Origin of the sequence: Microbispora sp. GKU 823, assembly GCF_002027145.1 — a bacterium.
GTDB lineage: Bacteria > Actinomycetota > Actinomycetes > Streptosporangiales > Streptosporangiaceae > Microbispora > Microbispora siamensis.
The window spans coordinates 196,509-211,592 of the sequence record NZ_MWJN01000002.1 but is presented as its reverse complement, the minus strand read 5'-3'; the positions used below and the strand labels follow the sequence as shown (position 1 = coordinate 211,592).

Genomic DNA, 15,084 nt, shown 5'->3' with positions numbered 1-15,084 from the left:
TGACCGGCTGTGGCAAACTGCTCAGCACCATGTACTACGGTCTGCTCATTATCGGCAGGCGCGCCGGCTGAAGGACATCGTCGGCGCGCAGACCTCTCACGTCCGTGAGGGGTCTTTTTGTTTGAGCGACCTTTCCGGTTGGGGCCGATAAGCGCGCGGCGAGACGCAACCCCGCGAAGGAGACACAGAGATGGCCGACGATCGTTTCCACGTGTACGACACGACGCTCCGCGATGGCGCCCAGCAGGAGGGGCTGAACCTCACGGTCGCCGACAAGCTGGCCATCGCACGACACCTGGACGGCCTCGGCGTCGGCTTCATCGAGGGCGGCTGGCCGGGTGCGAACCCCAAGGACACCGAGTTCTTCCGGCGGGCTCGGACCGAGCTCGACCTGAAGCACGCGCAGCTCGCCGCGTTCGGCGCGACCCGCCGGGCGGGCGTGAAGGCCGCCGACGACCCCCTGGTGGCCGCGCTGCGCGAATCCGGCGCGCCGATCGTGACGCTCGTGGCGAAGAGCCACGACCGCCACGTGGAACTGGCCCTCCGCACCACGCTGGAGGAGAACCTCGCGATGATCCGCGACACGGTCTCCCACCTGACCGCGGAGGGCCAGCGCGTCTTCCTCGACGCCGAGCACTTCTTCGACGGCTACCGCTCCAATCCCGCGTACGCGCTGGAGGTGCTGCGCACGGCCGCGGAGGCCGGGGCGTCGGTGGTCGCGCTGTGCGACACCAACGGCGGCATGCTCCCCGACGAGCTGGCCGACGTGGTGTACGAGGCGGCCGGCACCGGGGCCCGCATCGGCATCCACTGCCACGACGACACCGGCTGCGCGGTCGCCAACACGCTGGCCGCGGTGAAGGCCGGCGCCACGCACGTGCAGGGCTGCGCCAACGGGTACGGCGAGCGCTCCGGCAACGCCAACCTGTTCACGGTGGTGGCGAACCTCCAGCTCAAGCGGGGATTCGACCTCGTGCCGCCGCAGTCGCTGCGCGAGATGACCCGCATCGCCCACGCGATCACCGAGGTCACCAACGTCACGCCGAACTCCCACCAGCCGTACGTCGGGACGTCCGCCTTCGCGCACAAGGCGGGCCTGCACGCGTCGGCGATCAAGGTGGATCCGAACCTCTACCAGCACATCGACCCCGCCGAGGTCGGCAACGACATGCGCATGCTGGTCTCCGACATGGCCGGCCGCGCCTCGGTCGAGCTGAAGGGCCGCGAGCTGGGCTACGAGCTCACCGGCGAGCAGTCCAGGCAACTGGTCGAGCGGGTCAAGGAGCTGGAGGCCAGGGGGCACACGTTCGAGGCCGCCGACGCGTCGTTCGAGCTGCTGCTGCGCGACACGGTCGACGGCGAGCACCGGCGTTACTTCACGGTCGAGTCGTGGCGGGTGATCGTCGAGCGTCGTCCCGGCGGCGACGTGGTCAGCGAGGCGACCGTCAAGCTCCACGCGAAGGGCGAGCGGATCATCGCGACCGGCGAGGGGAACGGCCCGGTCAACGCGCTCGACAGGGCGGTGCGGCTGGCGCTGGAGAAGCTCTACCCCGAGCTGGCCGGGGTCGAGCTGATCGACTTCAAGGTCCGGATCCTGGAGGGCACGCACGGCACGGACGCGGTGACCCGAGTGCTCATCACGTCGAGTGACGCGACCGGCGAGTGGGCCACGGTCGGGGTGGGCGAGAACGTCATCGAGGCGTCCTGGCAGGCGCTCGAGCAGGCGGTGACGTACGGCCTGCTGCGGGCCGGGCACAGCGCCTGACCAGCCGCTGAGCCCTCCCTGCCGTGGTACGAGTGGCGCTCACGTTGCGCTCGTGGATGCTGCGGTTTTAGTGACATTTAGTCTAGTTGGTGCTTAGATAGGCGAAGCCCTGAGGCGGTCTTTGCCACGATCGGCCACCCCGGCCGCGGTTCCGGCCTCAGCGCCCCGCTCTGGCTCAACGGAGGGTGAAGGCAAGAAGTATCTGCGCACCGAACCCCGTACTGTCGCGGCGCCTGCCGTCGGCTTCTGATCTTTCTGTCGGAGGCGGCCGGCGTCGTGGGAGCCGAGCGACCGACTGTCACCATGACCAGCCGCGTGACTGCGCGGAGTTCGAAAACTTTCGGCCCGCAGTCATTCCCCCCGCTGGTGCACCCGGAATGGGAGGGTCTTGTGATCACCTCGCCGTCTTACTATGACCAGATCGGCGGCGCACCAGTGGTGCGCGACGTCGTCGAGCAGTTCTACGAGCGCGTGCTCGGCGACGACGATCTGAAGCCGTACTTCACCGGTATCGACATGCCCAGGCTGAAGCGGCACATGGTCATGCTGCTGTGCTCGGTCCTCGGCGGCCCCGAGCCGTACGAGGGCCGCGACCTGGGCGAGGCCCACGCCGGCATGGGCATCACGTCGGAGCACTACGACAAGGTGGGCGAGCACCTCTTCGCGGTCCTGCAGGCCGGCGGCGTCGGCGAGGACATCCTGCGCGACGTCGGTCTCGTCCTCGGCAAGGTGAAGTCGTCCATCGTCGCCGAGCCAACGGAAACGGCTGGCTGAGTGGATACGCAGGCTCTCAAGGACAGCTGGCACCTTGTCTCCCGGTCGGGCGACCAGGTGCCGCTGTACTTCTACTCGGTTCTTTTCCTGATGAACCCGGACGTGCGGGACATGTTTCCGGTGTCCATGGCGCGCCAGCGTGACAAGCTCGTGGCCGCGTTGGGAAAGGTCATCAGCAACGTCGACCGGATCGAGGAAGTCGTCCCGGTCCTGCAGCAGCTCGGCCGCGACCACCGCAAGTTCGCGGTGACCGCGACGCACTACCCCGCCGTCGGCCAGGCGCTGCTCGCCACGCTCGAGCACTTCCTGGGCGACCGGTGGACTCCTCAGCTCGCGCACGACTGGACGCAGGCCTACAACCTGGTCGCCCAGGTGATGGTGGAGGCCGCCAACGACGCGTCGAAGACCTCCCCGCCCTGGTGGGAGGCCGAGATCATCGGCCACGAGATGCGCACCCTCGGCATCGCGGTCATCCGCGCCCGGCTGAACTACCAGTACCCCTTCCGTCCCGGCCAGTCGGCGTCGTTCTCCTACGCCATGCGCCCGCGCATCTGGCGGTTCTACTCGTTCGCCAACGCGCCCCGCCAGGACAACACCATCGACCTGCACGTACGCATGGTCGACGGCGGCGTGCTCAGCTCCGCGCTCGTCATGGGCGCGCGGCGGGGCGACATGCTGCGCGTGGGTGCGGCGGTGGGGGAACGGCTGACGCTCCCCCCGGACGTCCAGGGCGACCTGCTCATGATCGCGGGCGGCACCGGCCTCGCGCCGCTCAAGGCGCTCGTGGAGCAGATCGCCTACGAGGGCCCGACGCGCAGGGTGGACCTCGTCGTCGGCGCCCGGAACTCCAGGGAACTGTACGACTACGAGGCGCTGGCCAAGATGGCCGCAGAGCACCCCTGGCTCAACGTCGTGCCGGTCGTCTCCCACGACCCCTTCTACCGGGGCACCCGCGGCTATGCCGTGGACGTCGCGCTGCAGGGATGGCGTGGCCAGCACGTCTACGTCTGCGGCTCGGAGGAGATGGCGCAGGCGACCGTCGGACGGCTGCTTGACGCCGGCGTGCCCACCGAGCAGATCCACTTCGACGAGTTCACGAGCGACAAAGGTCGGGAGTCATGACGGCGGACATGCCTTGGGGAAGCCCGGCGGGCGAGCGCCAGCCCCTCACCCCGGATCGGGTACGCAAGCAGGAGTTCACGCGCACATCGCTCGGGCGCCGCGGCTACAGCGAGGACGAGGTGCGCTCGTTCCTCTACCGCGTCGCGGAGGACATGGCGGCCAGCGACAAGGAGAAGGCGGACCTGCGGGCGTACATCGACCGCATGAAGCAGTGGTACAAGGAACACGGCATGAACCCGGAACAGGCCGCGCCCCAGACCCTGAACGTCGACGCCATCAACATCCTGTCCCGCGCCCAGCAGACCGCCGACGCGCAGATCGCGGAGGCGGAGGACTACGCGCGGCGCATCGTGAGCCAGGCCCGCCGGCAGTACGAGGAACTCCTGATGGAGGCGCAGCGGCAGGCCGAGGAGGCCGCCAATCAGGCGGTCGGCGCCTACCGTGCCTCCGGCAACGGGCTGCAGAGCGCCGAGGCCGAGGAACTGGAGCGCAGGATCGCCTACCTGCGTACGTTCGCGGACGTCACGCAGGTGCAGTTGCGGGCGGTCCTGGAGGGGCTGGCCCACGAGGTCGACAAGCTCGGCCACGTGCCCGACCAGGCCAAGCAACTGGCGGGCGGCTCTCCGTCGGTGTACGGATAACCGCCCGCCGCCCTCCTGTCGGGGGAGGAGGTTACGACAGGGTGCCGGAAGAACTCGCGCGCAGCGTGACCGAACCGGCCGGGGTGTGAACGGTCAGAGTGCGTCCCGAGCAGCTGACCTCCGGCCGGTCGGTCCCGGGCACCACGACGGTCAGCAACGACTCCGCCACGGGCGAGACGATCACCGGCGCCGGCTCCTTGCGCATGTAGCCCGGCGAGATCCAGCCCTGGTAGGGCGAGGTCTGCCCGCGCACCACCCGCTGGCCGCCGACCGGCTTGCACGACGGCATCGTGAGCTGGACGATCGACGCCTTCCACCCGCCGTCGCCCACGACGACCTGCCCGCCCGAGTTGGACACGACCTTCAGCCCGGGATCGAGGTGCCACAGGTTCCGCAGCTCCCCGCCGCCGCTGTCGAGCACCGCCATCACGTCCTCGCGGTGGTTCACCAGCACCGACCGCTTGCGCGGCACGCCGTACGCCCTGTCGGTGAACGTGAACGTCTGCCGGTCCTTGCGCACGGACTTGGCCACCAGCGCCGTGGGGGTGTGCCCGCGGAACTTCCTGCCCACGAGGATCGGCACGTTGTGGGCCTCAGGACTGAGCGTCCACCGCCGGTAGGGCGTGTTCTCGTACGAGACGAAGCCCGCCTCGGTGAGGATCGAGCGGCCCTGGGCGTAGTAGGTCACGCCCATGTGGTCCTCGTGGCCGTGGAACTTCAGCGCCGGCCCGAAGCGGATCGAGTAGTAGGCCGACTTGGGGTCGCCCCAGGCGGTGCGGCCGAAGACGTACCCGGCGTTGAACACCTGCACGGTCGAGTCGGCGTGGTCGAAGGCGGCCGGCTGGACGTCGGCGGGCCCGTCGCCGATCGGCACCATGTAGCCGTTGGGCTGGGTGGCGGCGCTGATGTGCCGCGGCAGGCTCTCCCAGCGGGTGGCCAGCGCCGCGGGGACCTTCATCTTGCAGTCCTTGATCGTGTCGACCGCCACCCTGAGCCGGTCGTGCACGTAGATGGCGTAACGCGGCGCCTGCTCGCGCAGCGCGCCCTGCCCGTCGATGTCGAGCTTCATCGACTTCACCATGCGGCTGATCGCGAGGTTCTTCCACTTCGGGTTCCCGTAGCGGCAGCCGATGCGCAGCAGGCCGATGTCCTGGTCGAGCCCGTGGTTGTGGCCGAGCTCGTAGTTCTTGGGGTTCGACAGCAGCTTCGCGTGCAGGGCCAGGCTGTTCTTCAGCCAGTCGGCCTTCACGTACCTGCTCAGGCACACCAGGGCAGGGGCGCGCAGCGCGATCGGATGCTCGGCCCAGGCGTACGGGCTGGTCGTGCGCCCGCCGTACGGGTTGTCCGTGACCCAGTCCTTCGCGATCTCCACGGCCCGGCTGAGATAGTCCTCCTCGCCGGTCGACTCGTAGTCGGCCACGAGCCTGCCCATCCACCGGAGCGACTGGAACACCATCTGCCAGGACCTGTTCCTGTACGGGTCCATGCGCCAGTCGACGTCCTTGCCGACCGTGACCGCGGGCAGGCCCAGGAAGGACAGCTTGCCGCTCATGACGTCACCGGAGGTGGGGGTGGCGGGCAGCCAGTCGCCCTGGCACTCCGGTGTGCGGTGCGGGGCTCGTGCCTGGGCGGGCGCGGCCACGGTGAGCGCGGTCAGCGGGAGAGCGGCCACCAGGGAGAGGGCTGAGAGGCGGCGGAACACGCCGGATTCCTTCCGAGATCGAAATGGGAGCCGCTCATGCTGTCCGAATTCTGATGATCTGGTCAAGTCACTCCGGTTACAACTGCACAACTGCGCTGGCCCGAATCGTGCGGGAAGTGGCCGCATGGCGGCTCGCGCCCGGCCGGCCCGCTCTGCCAGCCTGGGGCCATGCCGGCTTCGTTCTCAGAGACGTTCCCCGAGACGCCCGCCGCGTCGGCCGCGCTCGCCGTCGCGACTCGCTTCTGCTCGCCCGCGCTGCTCAACCACTCGATCAGGTCCTACCTGTGGGGCGCCGGGTACGCCCGGGCGCACGGGATCGGCTTCGACGACGAGCTGTACTACGTGTCCTCCCTGCTCCACGACATCGGGCTGACCGAGACCTTCGACAGTCACACGGTGCCGTTCGAGGAGGCGGGGGGACGTCTCGCCTGGGTCTTCGGCATGTCCGCCGGCTGGTCGGCGGAGAGATCCGCGCGGGCCGAGAAGATCGTCGTCGTCCACATGCGTGATCCGGTCGCCGCGTCGGAGGACCCGGAGTCGCACCTGCTGCAGGTGGCCACGTCGTGGGACGTGTCGGGACAGCGGCCCGAGGAGTTCCCGGCGGAGGTCCGGGCCGCCGTGCTCGCGCGGCATCCCCGGCTCGGGTTCGGCGCGGAGTTCCTCGCCGCCTTCGAGGAGCAGGCGCGGCGCAAGCCGGGCTGCGCGGCGGCCTCCTCGGTCACGGGCGGTGTCGGAGCCCGGATCGCCGCCAACCCGCTCGACGCCTGAACGCCCTCGTCCGCGCGTCGCCGCCGGGGCGTTCAGGCGTCACGGGCCCCGGCTCAGCCCTCCTGCTTGGGGCCGGTGCTCTCCACGACCTCGAACGTCCACAGCTCGGAGTCGGTCGCGGCCGGGCCGCCCTGCCCGTGCCCATGTCCGTGGCCCTGGCCGTGTCCGTGGCCCTGCGCGGCGGCCTCGGCGGCGGCCTGCGCGTGTCCCGCCTGGAACGCCCGGCTCTCCTGCCAGCGCCGGAAGTCCTCCTCGCTGCGCCAGCGGGTGTAGACGAGGTAACGGTCGCTGCCCTCCACCGGCCGCAGCAGCTCGAACCACTCGAACCCGTCGGCCGACTCCACCATCCCGGCCCGGCCGGCGAACCGCTTCTCCAGTTCGCGCCGCATCTCCTCGGGCACCGTCAGCACGTTGATCTTCACGACCGAAGGCACATCGACTCCCGTACGCTTGACTCCAGCTGATACCAGACCACCTTACGTACGCCCACCCGGCGTCCCCCCACTAGGCTCGTGACGTGCGTATCGCGAGGTTCTCGATGGGCGACCAGGTCGCCTTCGGCGTGGTGGAAGAGGGCGGGCAGGTCATCGCCCGCGTCGGCGGCCACCCCTTCCACGGGGTGGAGTTCACCGGCGAGCGGTTCCCGGTGGCCGAGGTCCGCCTGGTCGCCCCCATGCTGCCCAGCAAGATCATCGCTATCGGCAAGAACTACGCCGACCACGCCAGGGAGATGGGCGGCGAGCCCCCGGCGGAGCCGGTCGTGTTCCTCAAGCCCAACACGACCGTGATCGGGCCGTCGGAGGCGATCGCGTACCCGGGGAAGCTGTCGGAGCGGGTCGACTACGAGGGCGAACTGGCCGTGGTGATCGGCCGGCTGTGCCGTGACGTCCCGGCCGAGCGGGCGGGCGAGGTCGTCTTCGGATACACCTGCGCCAACGACGTGACCGCACGCGACCTGCAGGCCAGGGACGGCCAGTGGACCCGGGCCAAGGGCTTCGACACGTTCTGCCCGCTCGGTCCCTGGATCGAGACCGAACTCGATCCGGCCGACCTGGCGATCACCACCACGCTCAACGGCGAGGTCAGGCAGAGCGCCCGCACCTCCCTGCTGCTGCACGACATCCCCGCGCTCATCGCGTATGTGAGCGCGGTCATGACCCTGCTGCCCGGCGACGTCATCCTGACCGGCACGCCCGCCGGGGTGGGCCCGATGTCCGTGGGCGACGAGGTCGGCGTCTCCATCGAAGGAATCGGAACTCTCACTAACCGGGTGATCTCACGTGACTAGGGTGCGCTTCGCCCCTTCGCCCACCGGCATGTTCCACGTCGGCGGCGCCCGCTCGGCGCTGTTCAACTGGGCGATCGCCGAGCAGTCCGGCGGCACGTTCGTGCTGCGCATCGAGGACACGGACGCGGCACGCAACCGGCCCGAATGGACCGAGGGCATCATCTCGGCCCTCGCCTGGATCGGCATCAACGGCGACTCGCCGCACTTCGAGGGGCCCTACTTCCAGTCCGCCTACGAGCAGCAGCACCGCGAGGCCGCGGCGAAGCTGCTCAAGGACGGCAAGGCCTACCACTGCACCTGCACGCGCGACGACGTGAAGGCCAGGACCGGCTCGGAGCACCAGGGCTACGACGGCCACTGCCGCGACCGCGGCCTGACCGAGGGCGCCGTGCGGTTCCGTACGCCCGACGAGGGCGTGACGGTCGTGGACGACAAGGTCCGCGGGCGGGTGGAGTTCCCCAACTCGGCGATGGAGGACTTCGTCATCGTCCGGGGGGACGGCTCGCCGCTGTTCATCCTCGCCAACGTCGTGGACGACATGGAGATGCGGATCAGCCATGTCGTACGGGCCGAGGAGCACCTGTCGAACACGCCCAAGCAGCAGCTTCTGTGGAAGGCGCTCGGCGCGGAGCCGCCGGTCTGGGCGCACGTGCCGGTGATCGTCAACGAGAAGCGGCAGAAGCTGTCCAAGCGTCGTGACAAGGTGGCCCTGGAGTCCTACCGCGACGAGGGCTACCTCGCCGAGGCGATGGTCAACTACCTCATGCTGCTCGGCTGGGGGCCCGGCGACGACCGCGAGATCATGCCGTGGTCGGAGATGATGCCGCTGTTCCGGCTGGAGGACGTGAATCAGGCGCCGGCGTTCTTCGACGAGAAGAAGCTGCGGGCCTTCAACGGCGAGTACATCCGGGCGCTGCCCCGCGAGGTGTTCGTCGCCCGCTGCGAGCCGTGGCTCGACCCGTCCTGGGACCGCTCGGTGTTCGACCGCGTGGCCGACCTGGTGCAGACCCGGGTCGCCGTGCTGTCCGAGGTCACCGCCAACGTCGACTTCCTGTTCCTCGACGAGCCCGTCTTCGACCAGGCGTCGTGGGACAAGGCGATGAAGGCGGGGGCGGCCGAGATCCTGGCCGGGTACGCCGAGCGGCTGGAGACGGTCAGCTGGGACCCCGACTCGCTCAAGACCGCCCTGGAGGAGGTCGGCCTCGCCCACGGGCTCAAGCTCGGCAAGGCGCAGGCCCCCGTCCGGGTGGCGATCACCGGCCGGACCGTGGGCCTGCCGCTGTTCGAGTCGATCGAGGTGCTCGGCCGCGAGCGCTCGCTCGGCCGGGTGCGCGCGGCCCTCGCCAGGCTGGCCTGAGCAGAACGAGCGAGAGCGCGGCGCCGGCGGCCATGGCCAGCCAGACCCCGGTGGTTCCCATCCGGGAGCCGAGCAGGAAGGCCAGGGGCAACTGGACGGCGAAGCCCGCCAGTGTGGCCGCGAGCAGGCCGGCGCCCCGCCCGCCGGCCTGCAGGACGCCGCCGACGGCGATCAGGCCGCCGAAGGGCACGAGATAGAGCGGCATGCAGCGCAGGAACCACACGGCCTGCGCGGCCACCGCCGGGTCGGCGGTGAACGGGCCCACGGCCGCAGGGGCGAGCGCGTTCAGCACGAGCGAGGCGGCCAGCCCCGCGGCCAGGCCGTACCGCAGCACGGCGACGGCATCGTCACGCCCTGAAGACGGGCCGTCCGCCTCGCCCGCGCGCGAGGTGCGGATCATCGCCGCCTGGCGGAGGGCGTAGAAGGACATCACCCCGGCCATCATGATCTTCAGGCCGATGCCGTACCCGGCGAGCGCGGCCACGCCGTGCCGGCCGACGATGCCGGCCAGCGCCATGCCCACCAGGGCGCGGGCGAGGAAGTCGCCGGACATGGGCAGCCCGGTGCGCAGGATCGCCGCCGCGTCCGCGCGGTTCGCCGAGACCTTCGCCGTCCCCTTCTCCGCGGGCAGCCGCCGGGCCAGCAGGAGGACGGACACGGCCAGCGTGGCCAGGCGGGCCGACACGGTGGCCAGGGCGGCTCCCCGGACGCCCAGGCCGAGCCCGTAGATCAGCAGCGGGTCCAGGCCGATCACCAGGGCGTTGCACAGCAGGGCGGCCCGCATCGGCGTCCGGGTGTCGCCGAGGCCCTTGAAGATCCCGTCGACGAGGTTCTGGGCGAAGAAGACGGGGATCCCGGCGAACGCCACCGCGTAGTAGCCCGCGGTTAGCCCCACCGTGACGGGATCGTCGGTGAACAGGCGGGCGACCGGCTCGCGCAGCAGCACGCCGGGCACCGCCACGGCCAGGGCGAAGGCGCCCAGTAGCAGCCAGGCCGTACGGACGACCGGGGCCAGCGGGGCGCGGCCGTCCCGCCGTCCGATCAGGACCGTCGTGCCCGTTCCGACACAGAGGATCACACCGAGGGCCAGGTTCTCGGTCGTGGTGGCGACCGTGACCGCCGCGACGGCCTCGCTGCCGAGTCCGGACACCCACAGCGTGTCGATCAGGCCGACGGCCACGACGGCCGTCAGGAGTTCGACGTAGACGGGCAGGGCGAGCCTGATCAGTCTCATGCGCACACCTCGAATCGAGCTATATCGATTAGAGGTATAACGATACGATGCCGCCGTGGCAAGCGGTGACCTGGCGTTGACGATCCTCGGGTTCCTGGACGAGGAGCCGATGCACGGATACGAGCTCAAGCAGCGCATCGCCGGGCTGAGCGGGCACGTCCGGCCGGTCAGCGACGGCGCGCTCTACCCGGCCATCGCCCGGATGGAGGCGGCCGGCCTTCTGGAGCGGCACGAGGAGGAGGGCTCGGGCGCCGCCCGGCGCCAGGTGCTCTCGATCACCGAGCGGGGCCGGGAGGAACTGTTCAGGCGGCTGCGTGAGCCGTCGGACGTCGAGATCAGCGACCAGGCGAGGTTCTTCACGCTGCTGGCGTTCCTGTCCCGGCTCCCCGACGCCGAGGACCAGGTGCGGGTGCTGCGCCGTCGCCTGGCCTTCCTGGAGACGCCTGCGAGCTTCTTCTACCGCGGCGGAAGGCCCCTCAGGGCCGAGGAGATGCCCGATCCCTTCCGCCGCGGCATGGTGCTCGTCGCGCGGGCCGTGAGCGCCGCGGAGAAGGACTGGCTCAGGCAGGCCATCTCCGCGCTCACCGGGTCGTGACCGTCACAGCAGCCCGCGGCGGTCCAGCAGGGGAGTGATCTCCGGGTCGCGGCCGCGGAAGTCGCGGAACGCCGCCATCGAGTCCACGCTGCCGCCCCGCGACAGCAGGGCCCGGCGGAAGGCGTCGCCGTTCTCCCGGCGCAGCCCGCCGTTCTCGTTGAACCACTCGACGGTGTCGGCGTCGAGCACCTCGCTCCAGATGTAGGAGTAGTAGCCGGCGCTGTAGCCGCTCGCCCAGATGTGGGCGAAGTACGTGCTGCGGTATCGCGGCGGGACGGCCGGCAGGTCCACCCCGGCCTCCCGCAGCGCCCGCCTCTCGAACTCCTCCACCTCCTCCTCGCCGTCGTACGCCGTGTGCCACGCCCAGTCGAGCAGGGTGGCGGCCAGGTACTCCAGCGTGGCGAAGCCCTGGTTGAACTTCTGCGTCTCCAGCATCCGGTCGACGAGGTCCTGCGGCATCGGCTCGCCCGTCTCGTGGTGCCTGGCGTACTCGGCCAGGATCTCCGGATGGGTCGCCCACATCTCGTTCACCTGGGAGGGGTACTCGACGAAGTCGCGCGGCACGGCCGTGCCGGAGAACCGGGGGTAGCGCACGTCGGAGAACAATCCGTGCAACGCGTGCCCGAACTCGTGGAACATGGTGTTGACCTCGTCGAACGTCATCAGGGTCGGCTCGCCCTTGACGATGTTGAGGTTGTTGACCACCACCGGCCTGGTGCCCTCCAGGCCCGACTGCTTCACCAGGCTGTTCATCCACGCCCCGCCCCGCTTGGAGGCCCTGGCGTGGAAGTCGCCGAGGAACAGGCCCAGCGGGGAGCCGTCCTCGTCACGCACCTCGAAGACCCGCGCCTCCGGGTGGTAGCCGTACAGGTCGGACCGCTCGTGGAAGGTGACGCCGTAGAGGCGCGACGCCGCGTTGAAGACGCCCTTCTCCAGCACGGTGTTCAGCTCGAAGTACGGCCGCATGCGCCGGCTGTCGATGTCGTAGCGGGCCTTGCGCACCTTCTCGGAGTAGAACGCCCAGTCCCACGGCTGGATCGGGTGCCCGGCGATCTCCTCCAGGTCGGCCTGCTCCTTGCGCGCGTTGGCCACGGCGGGCGGCACGAGCCGGTCGAGCATCTCGGTGACCGCCCGGGTCGTGCCCGCCGTCTGGTCGGCCAGGACGTACTCCGCGTGGTTCTCGTAGCCCAGCAGCCGCGCGCGCTCCCGGCGCAGGATCGCGATCTCCTTGATCAGTCCGGCGTTCGCCGCGCCCCGCCCGACCGAGGCCCGGTGGATCCGCTCGCGCAGGGACCGGTTGGTCAGCTCGGCCAGGGTGGGCTGACCGGTGGGCAGGACCAGCGTGATCAGATACCTGCCCTCCAGCCCGCGCTCCCTGGCCTGGTCGGCGAGTCCCTGGATCGCGTCCTGCGACAGCCCGTCGAGTTCGGCCACGTCCTCGACCACCACCGCCCGCTCGTTGGTGTCGGCGAGCAGGTTCTGCTGGAACGCCGTCCCCAGGGCCGACAGCCGCTCGTTGATCTCCCTGAGCCGGGCCTGGTCCTGCGGGCCGAGCGTGGCGCCCGCACGGGTGAAGTCGGTGAGGTAGCGCTTCAGCAGCCACCGCTCCTCCTCGTCGGCCGCCTCGACCGCCTGGATGCGCGCGAAGAGCTTGGCGTTGAGGTGGATCGCGTCGGCGTGCTTGGCGAGCTTCGGCGTGACGTCCTTCTGGATCTCCTGGACACCGGGCGTCGTGTCGGAGGACGTCTGGTTGAAGAACACCGCGGAGACGCGTTCGAGCAGGGCACCGGACCTCTCCAGCGCCTCGATCGTGTTCTCGAAGGTCGGAGGCTCCGGGTTCTCGGCGATCGCCTCGACCTCCGCGAGGTGCTCGGCCATGCCCTGCTCGAACGCCGGCGCGTAATGCTCCTCCCTGATCTCCTGGAAGGGAGGCAGCCCGTAGGGCAGGGTGCTCGGGCTGAGGAAGGGGTTCGCGGCCGAGGTCATGGCTGGCGGCTCCTCACGTCGTGCTGGCGTTTGTCCCAGCCTCGCACAGGAGGACCGGGCCCTGCGCGGCAGGAGGATCGGACCCTCCGTACGGGGGATCGGATCACGAGATCGCGAGGCGCGCCGCAATCGTTTTGGTAGTGGGTCGCAAGCTGGGCTATCCTTTCGGAGTCGCAAGCGGGAGCCGCGAGGCCCCCGCAAGCAGATGGGGTATGGGGTAATTGGCAGCCCGACGGATTCTGGCTCCGTTAGTCTAGGTTCGAGTCCTGGTACCCCAGCTGGATCCCCCCAAGGGATTCTGCTGGAAAACAGCGCAGTGCAAGGTCCCGTCGTCTAGTGGCCTAGGACGCCGCCCTCTCAAGGCGGTAACGGCGGTTCGAATCCGCTCGGGACTACTTCACTGCACTCGGCTCCGTCGTCTAGTGGCCTAGGACGCCGCCCTCTCAAGGCGGTAGCGCCGGTTCGAATCCGGTCGGGGCTACATCATCGAGAACCCTCGGCACTTCCCCGTGCCGGGGGTTTTCGCCGTTACGGGACGCCGCGCCCCGCTCATGGCCGCGGTTGAGTTCAGCAGACCGCGGAGAGCCGACGCTGTGAAGGGCCCTCCGAACACCGCCGCCTACGCTGGAACTGACCGGACGGGGGTGGTGGACGCGGTGACACGGGCACGGGAGGTCATGGACCAGATGGGCCGTCTCTTTCGACGCCCACGACGTGGACGGGGCGATGCGGCTGTTCGATCCGAGGTGCGCGCTCGTCAGCCCCGAGGGCACGGCGGACGGGCGTGAGGAGATCGGGTCCTACCTGACGCGGTTCTTCGCCACCTTCCCGGACTACCGCCGGTCGACCTGGCGCGCGATCGACGTCGGCGACTGCGCGGTGGACGAGGTCACACTCACCGGCACGCACAAGGGCCCGCTGCTGCTGCCGGACGGCGAGGAGGCCCAGGCGACCGGGCGGCGCGTCTTCCTTCGCTCCTGCGAGATCATCACCGTCCAGGACGGGCTCGTGGTCAGCTACCAGGTCTACTTCGACCAGTTGGAGCTGCTCGCGCAGCTCGGGCTCTACCCGCCACGTGCCGGCTAGAAGTGCTGGGCGTTGGCGTCGTCGCAGGAGACGGTGAGCACGCCCTCTATCTCGGCCAGCCTGCTCGTGAGGTCCCCGATCGAGCCCGAGCCGTGGATCAGCAGGGTGACCGTGACCGCGCCGGTGTCCTGGCCCCGGCCGGGCTGCTCCAGCGACAGTTCGTCGACCACGAAACGGCGGCCCGTGCACTCGGCCAGCGCCTGCCGCAGCACGCCCCGGCCGTCCAGGTACGACAGACGCAGCCGCGACTGCGCGTGCTTGGAGCGGGGGAGCCGGGCGGCCAGCGGGGTGAGCCCCAGCATCACGACGAAGTTCCCGACCGTGGCCAGGACGGCCAGCAGCCACAGGCCGGCCCCCGCGGCCATGCCGACTCCGGCGGTGAGCCACACGGCGGCGGCGGTGGTCAGCCCCTTGACCGCGTCGCGGCGTACGAAGATGAGCCCGCCGCCGATGAAGCCGATGCCGGAGACGATCTGGGCCGCCACCCGCGACGGATCGAGCACCACGGAGTCGCCGAGGACGTCGGAGAAGCCGTACTTGGACACGAGCATGAACAGTGCGGCGCCGAATCCCACGAGCGTGTGGGTGCGCAGTCCGGCGCTCTTCTGCCGGATCTCCCGCTCCAGTCCGATGGCCGCCGACAGCACGAGCGCGATGGCGAGGTCCACGGCCGGCTGCCACCACGCCACGGGGCTCACCATGAGTGAGATCGGCGTCACGCGACCAGACTAAGTCCGTCCGCCCCGAATTGGTCACGCCGCGAACG

13 protein-coding genes, 3 tRNA genes and 1 pseudogene are annotated in these 15,084 nt (G+C 70.0%); 12 read left to right on the top strand and 5 right to left on the bottom strand.

All coding sequences use genetic code 11. The annotated features are described in order from the left end of the window. Positions 1-190 precede the first annotated feature (190 nt). The 4 genes from cimA to B1L11_RS02550 all read left to right on the top strand — a co-directional run bounded on the left by cimA (position 191) and on the right by B1L11_RS02550 (position 4,302). Entirely contained in the window at positions 191-1,765 is a 1,575-nt protein-coding gene (cimA, locus tag B1L11_RS02565; protein ID WP_079312777.1) for a citramalate synthase, read from the top strand. Between the two features lie 303 nt (positions 1,766-2,068). After that, entirely contained in the window at positions 2,069-2,539 is a 471-nt protein-coding gene (locus B1L11_RS02560; protein ID WP_143736833.1) for a group 1 truncated hemoglobin, read from the top strand. Further along, positions 2,540-3,661, top strand: a complete 1,122-nt coding sequence (locus tag B1L11_RS02555; RefSeq protein ID WP_079312773.1) for a globin domain-containing protein — start codon at positions 2,540-2,542, stop codon at positions 3,659-3,661. Then, positions 3,658-4,302, top strand: coding sequence for a DivIVA domain-containing protein (locus B1L11_RS02550; protein WP_079312771.1), 645 nt, complete (start codon positions 3,658-3,660; stop codon positions 4,300-4,302). The genes B1L11_RS02555 and B1L11_RS02550 overlap by 4 nt, the downstream gene beginning before the upstream one ends. Before the next feature lie 31 nt (positions 4,303-4,333). On the opposite strand, the gene B1L11_RS02545 is transcribed toward B1L11_RS02550, so the two are convergent. Continuing rightward, positions 4,334-6,004, bottom strand: a complete 1,671-nt coding sequence (locus tag B1L11_RS02545; RefSeq protein ID WP_079312769.1) for a heparinase II/III family protein — start codon at positions 6,002-6,004, stop codon at positions 4,334-4,336. A gap of 168 nt (positions 6,005-6,172) precedes the next feature. On the opposite strand from B1L11_RS02545, the gene B1L11_RS02540 reads away from it, so the two are divergent. Beyond that, the gene (locus B1L11_RS02540) at positions 6,173-6,772 is read left to right on the top strand and encodes an HD domain-containing protein (RefSeq protein WP_079312767.1); all 600 of its coding nucleotides are present in this window, start codon (positions 6,173-6,175) and stop codon (positions 6,770-6,772) included. 53 nt (positions 6,773-6,825) lie between these two features. On the opposite strand, the gene B1L11_RS02535 is transcribed toward B1L11_RS02540, so the two are convergent. Beyond that, positions 6,826-7,206, bottom strand: a complete 381-nt coding sequence (locus tag B1L11_RS02535; RefSeq protein ID WP_204047294.1) for an antibiotic biosynthesis monooxygenase — start codon at positions 7,204-7,206, stop codon at positions 6,826-6,828. Between the two features lie 83 nt (positions 7,207-7,289). On the opposite strand from B1L11_RS02535, the gene B1L11_RS02530 reads away from it, so the two are divergent. After that, positions 7,290-8,060: a fumarylacetoacetate hydrolase family protein gene (locus B1L11_RS02530; protein WP_079312765.1), complete on the top strand. Its 771-nt coding sequence runs from the start codon at positions 7,290-7,292 to the stop codon at positions 8,058-8,060. Between the two features lie 28 nt (positions 8,061-8,088). Next, the gene (gltX, locus tag B1L11_RS02525; protein WP_372974640.1) at positions 8,089-9,417 is read left to right on the top strand and encodes a glutamate--tRNA ligase; all 1,329 of its coding nucleotides are present in this window, start codon (positions 8,089-8,091) and stop codon (positions 9,415-9,417) included. Here gltX and B1L11_RS02520 read toward each other — a convergent pair. After that, positions 9,314-10,651, bottom strand: a complete 1,338-nt coding sequence (locus B1L11_RS02520; RefSeq protein WP_218670845.1) for an MATE family efflux transporter — start codon at positions 10,649-10,651, stop codon at positions 9,314-9,316. The genes gltX and B1L11_RS02520 overlap by 104 nt on opposite strands. Positions 10,652-10,706: 55 nt before the next feature. On the opposite strand from B1L11_RS02520, the gene B1L11_RS02515 reads away from it, so the two are divergent. Next, positions 10,707-11,246, top strand: a complete 540-nt coding sequence (locus tag B1L11_RS02515) for a PadR family transcriptional regulator (RefSeq protein WP_079312759.1) — start codon at positions 10,707-10,709, stop codon at positions 11,244-11,246. A 3-nt stretch (positions 11,247-11,249) separates the two neighbouring features. Here B1L11_RS02515 and B1L11_RS02510 read toward each other — a convergent pair whose 3' ends face one another. After that, a complete protein-coding gene (locus tag B1L11_RS02510) occupies positions 11,250-13,232 on the bottom strand; it encodes a M3 family metallopeptidase (RefSeq protein WP_079312757.1) in 1,983 nt (660 codons plus the stop codon). 206 nt (positions 13,233-13,438) lie between these two features. On the opposite strand from B1L11_RS02510, the gene B1L11_RS02505 reads away from it, so the two are divergent. The 4 genes and pseudogenes from B1L11_RS02505 to B1L11_RS02490 all read left to right on the top strand — a co-directional run. Continuing rightward, positions 13,439-13,510: transfer RNA gene (locus tag B1L11_RS02505), tRNA-Gln, on the top strand. A gap of 44 nt (positions 13,511-13,554) precedes the next feature. Continuing rightward, positions 13,555-13,627, top strand: a tRNA-Glu gene (locus tag B1L11_RS02500). A 13-nt stretch (positions 13,628-13,640) separates the two neighbouring features. Further along, positions 13,641-13,713, top strand: a tRNA-Glu gene (locus B1L11_RS02495). A gap of 215 nt (positions 13,714-13,928) precedes the next feature. Then, a pseudogene (locus tag B1L11_RS02490) lies at positions 13,929-14,318 on the top strand (ester cyclase); the annotation flags it as partial. Here B1L11_RS02490 and B1L11_RS02485 read toward each other — a convergent pair. Then, positions 14,315-15,037, bottom strand: coding sequence for an MgtC/SapB family protein (locus B1L11_RS02485; protein WP_372974637.1), 723 nt, complete (start codon positions 15,035-15,037; stop codon positions 14,315-14,317). The pseudogene B1L11_RS02490 and the gene B1L11_RS02485 sit on opposite strands and share 4 nt — an antisense overlap. Positions 15,038-15,084: the final 47 nt, after the last annotated feature.

What these genes read in the sequence shown, in the direction of transcription:
- cimA (WP_079312777.1), top strand. Translation starts at nt 191, where the DNA reads ATGGCCGACGATCGTTTCCACGTGTACGACACGACGCTCCGCGATGGC.
- B1L11_RS02560 (WP_143736833.1), top strand. Translation starts at nt 2,069, where the DNA reads ATGACCAGCCGCGTGACTGCGCGGAGTTCGAAAACTTTCGGCCCGCAG.
- B1L11_RS02550 (WP_079312771.1), top strand. Translation starts at nt 3,658, where the DNA reads ATGACGGCGGACATGCCTTGGGGAAGCCCGGCGGGCGAGCGCCAGCCC.
- B1L11_RS02540 (WP_079312767.1), top strand. Translation starts at nt 6,173, where the DNA reads ATGCCGGCTTCGTTCTCAGAGACGTTCCCCGAGACGCCCGCCGCGTCG.
- gltX (WP_372974640.1), top strand. Translation starts at nt 8,089, where the DNA reads ATGTTCCACGTCGGCGGCGCCCGCTCGGCGCTGTTCAACTGGGCGATC.
- B1L11_RS02520 (WP_218670845.1), bottom strand. Translation starts at nt 10,651, where the DNA reads ATGAGACTGATCAGGCTCGCCCTGCCCGTCTACGTCGAACTCCTGACG.
- B1L11_RS02510 (WP_079312757.1), bottom strand. Translation starts at nt 13,232, where the DNA reads ATGACCTCGGCCGCGAACCCCTTCCTCAGCCCGAGCACCCTGCCCTAC.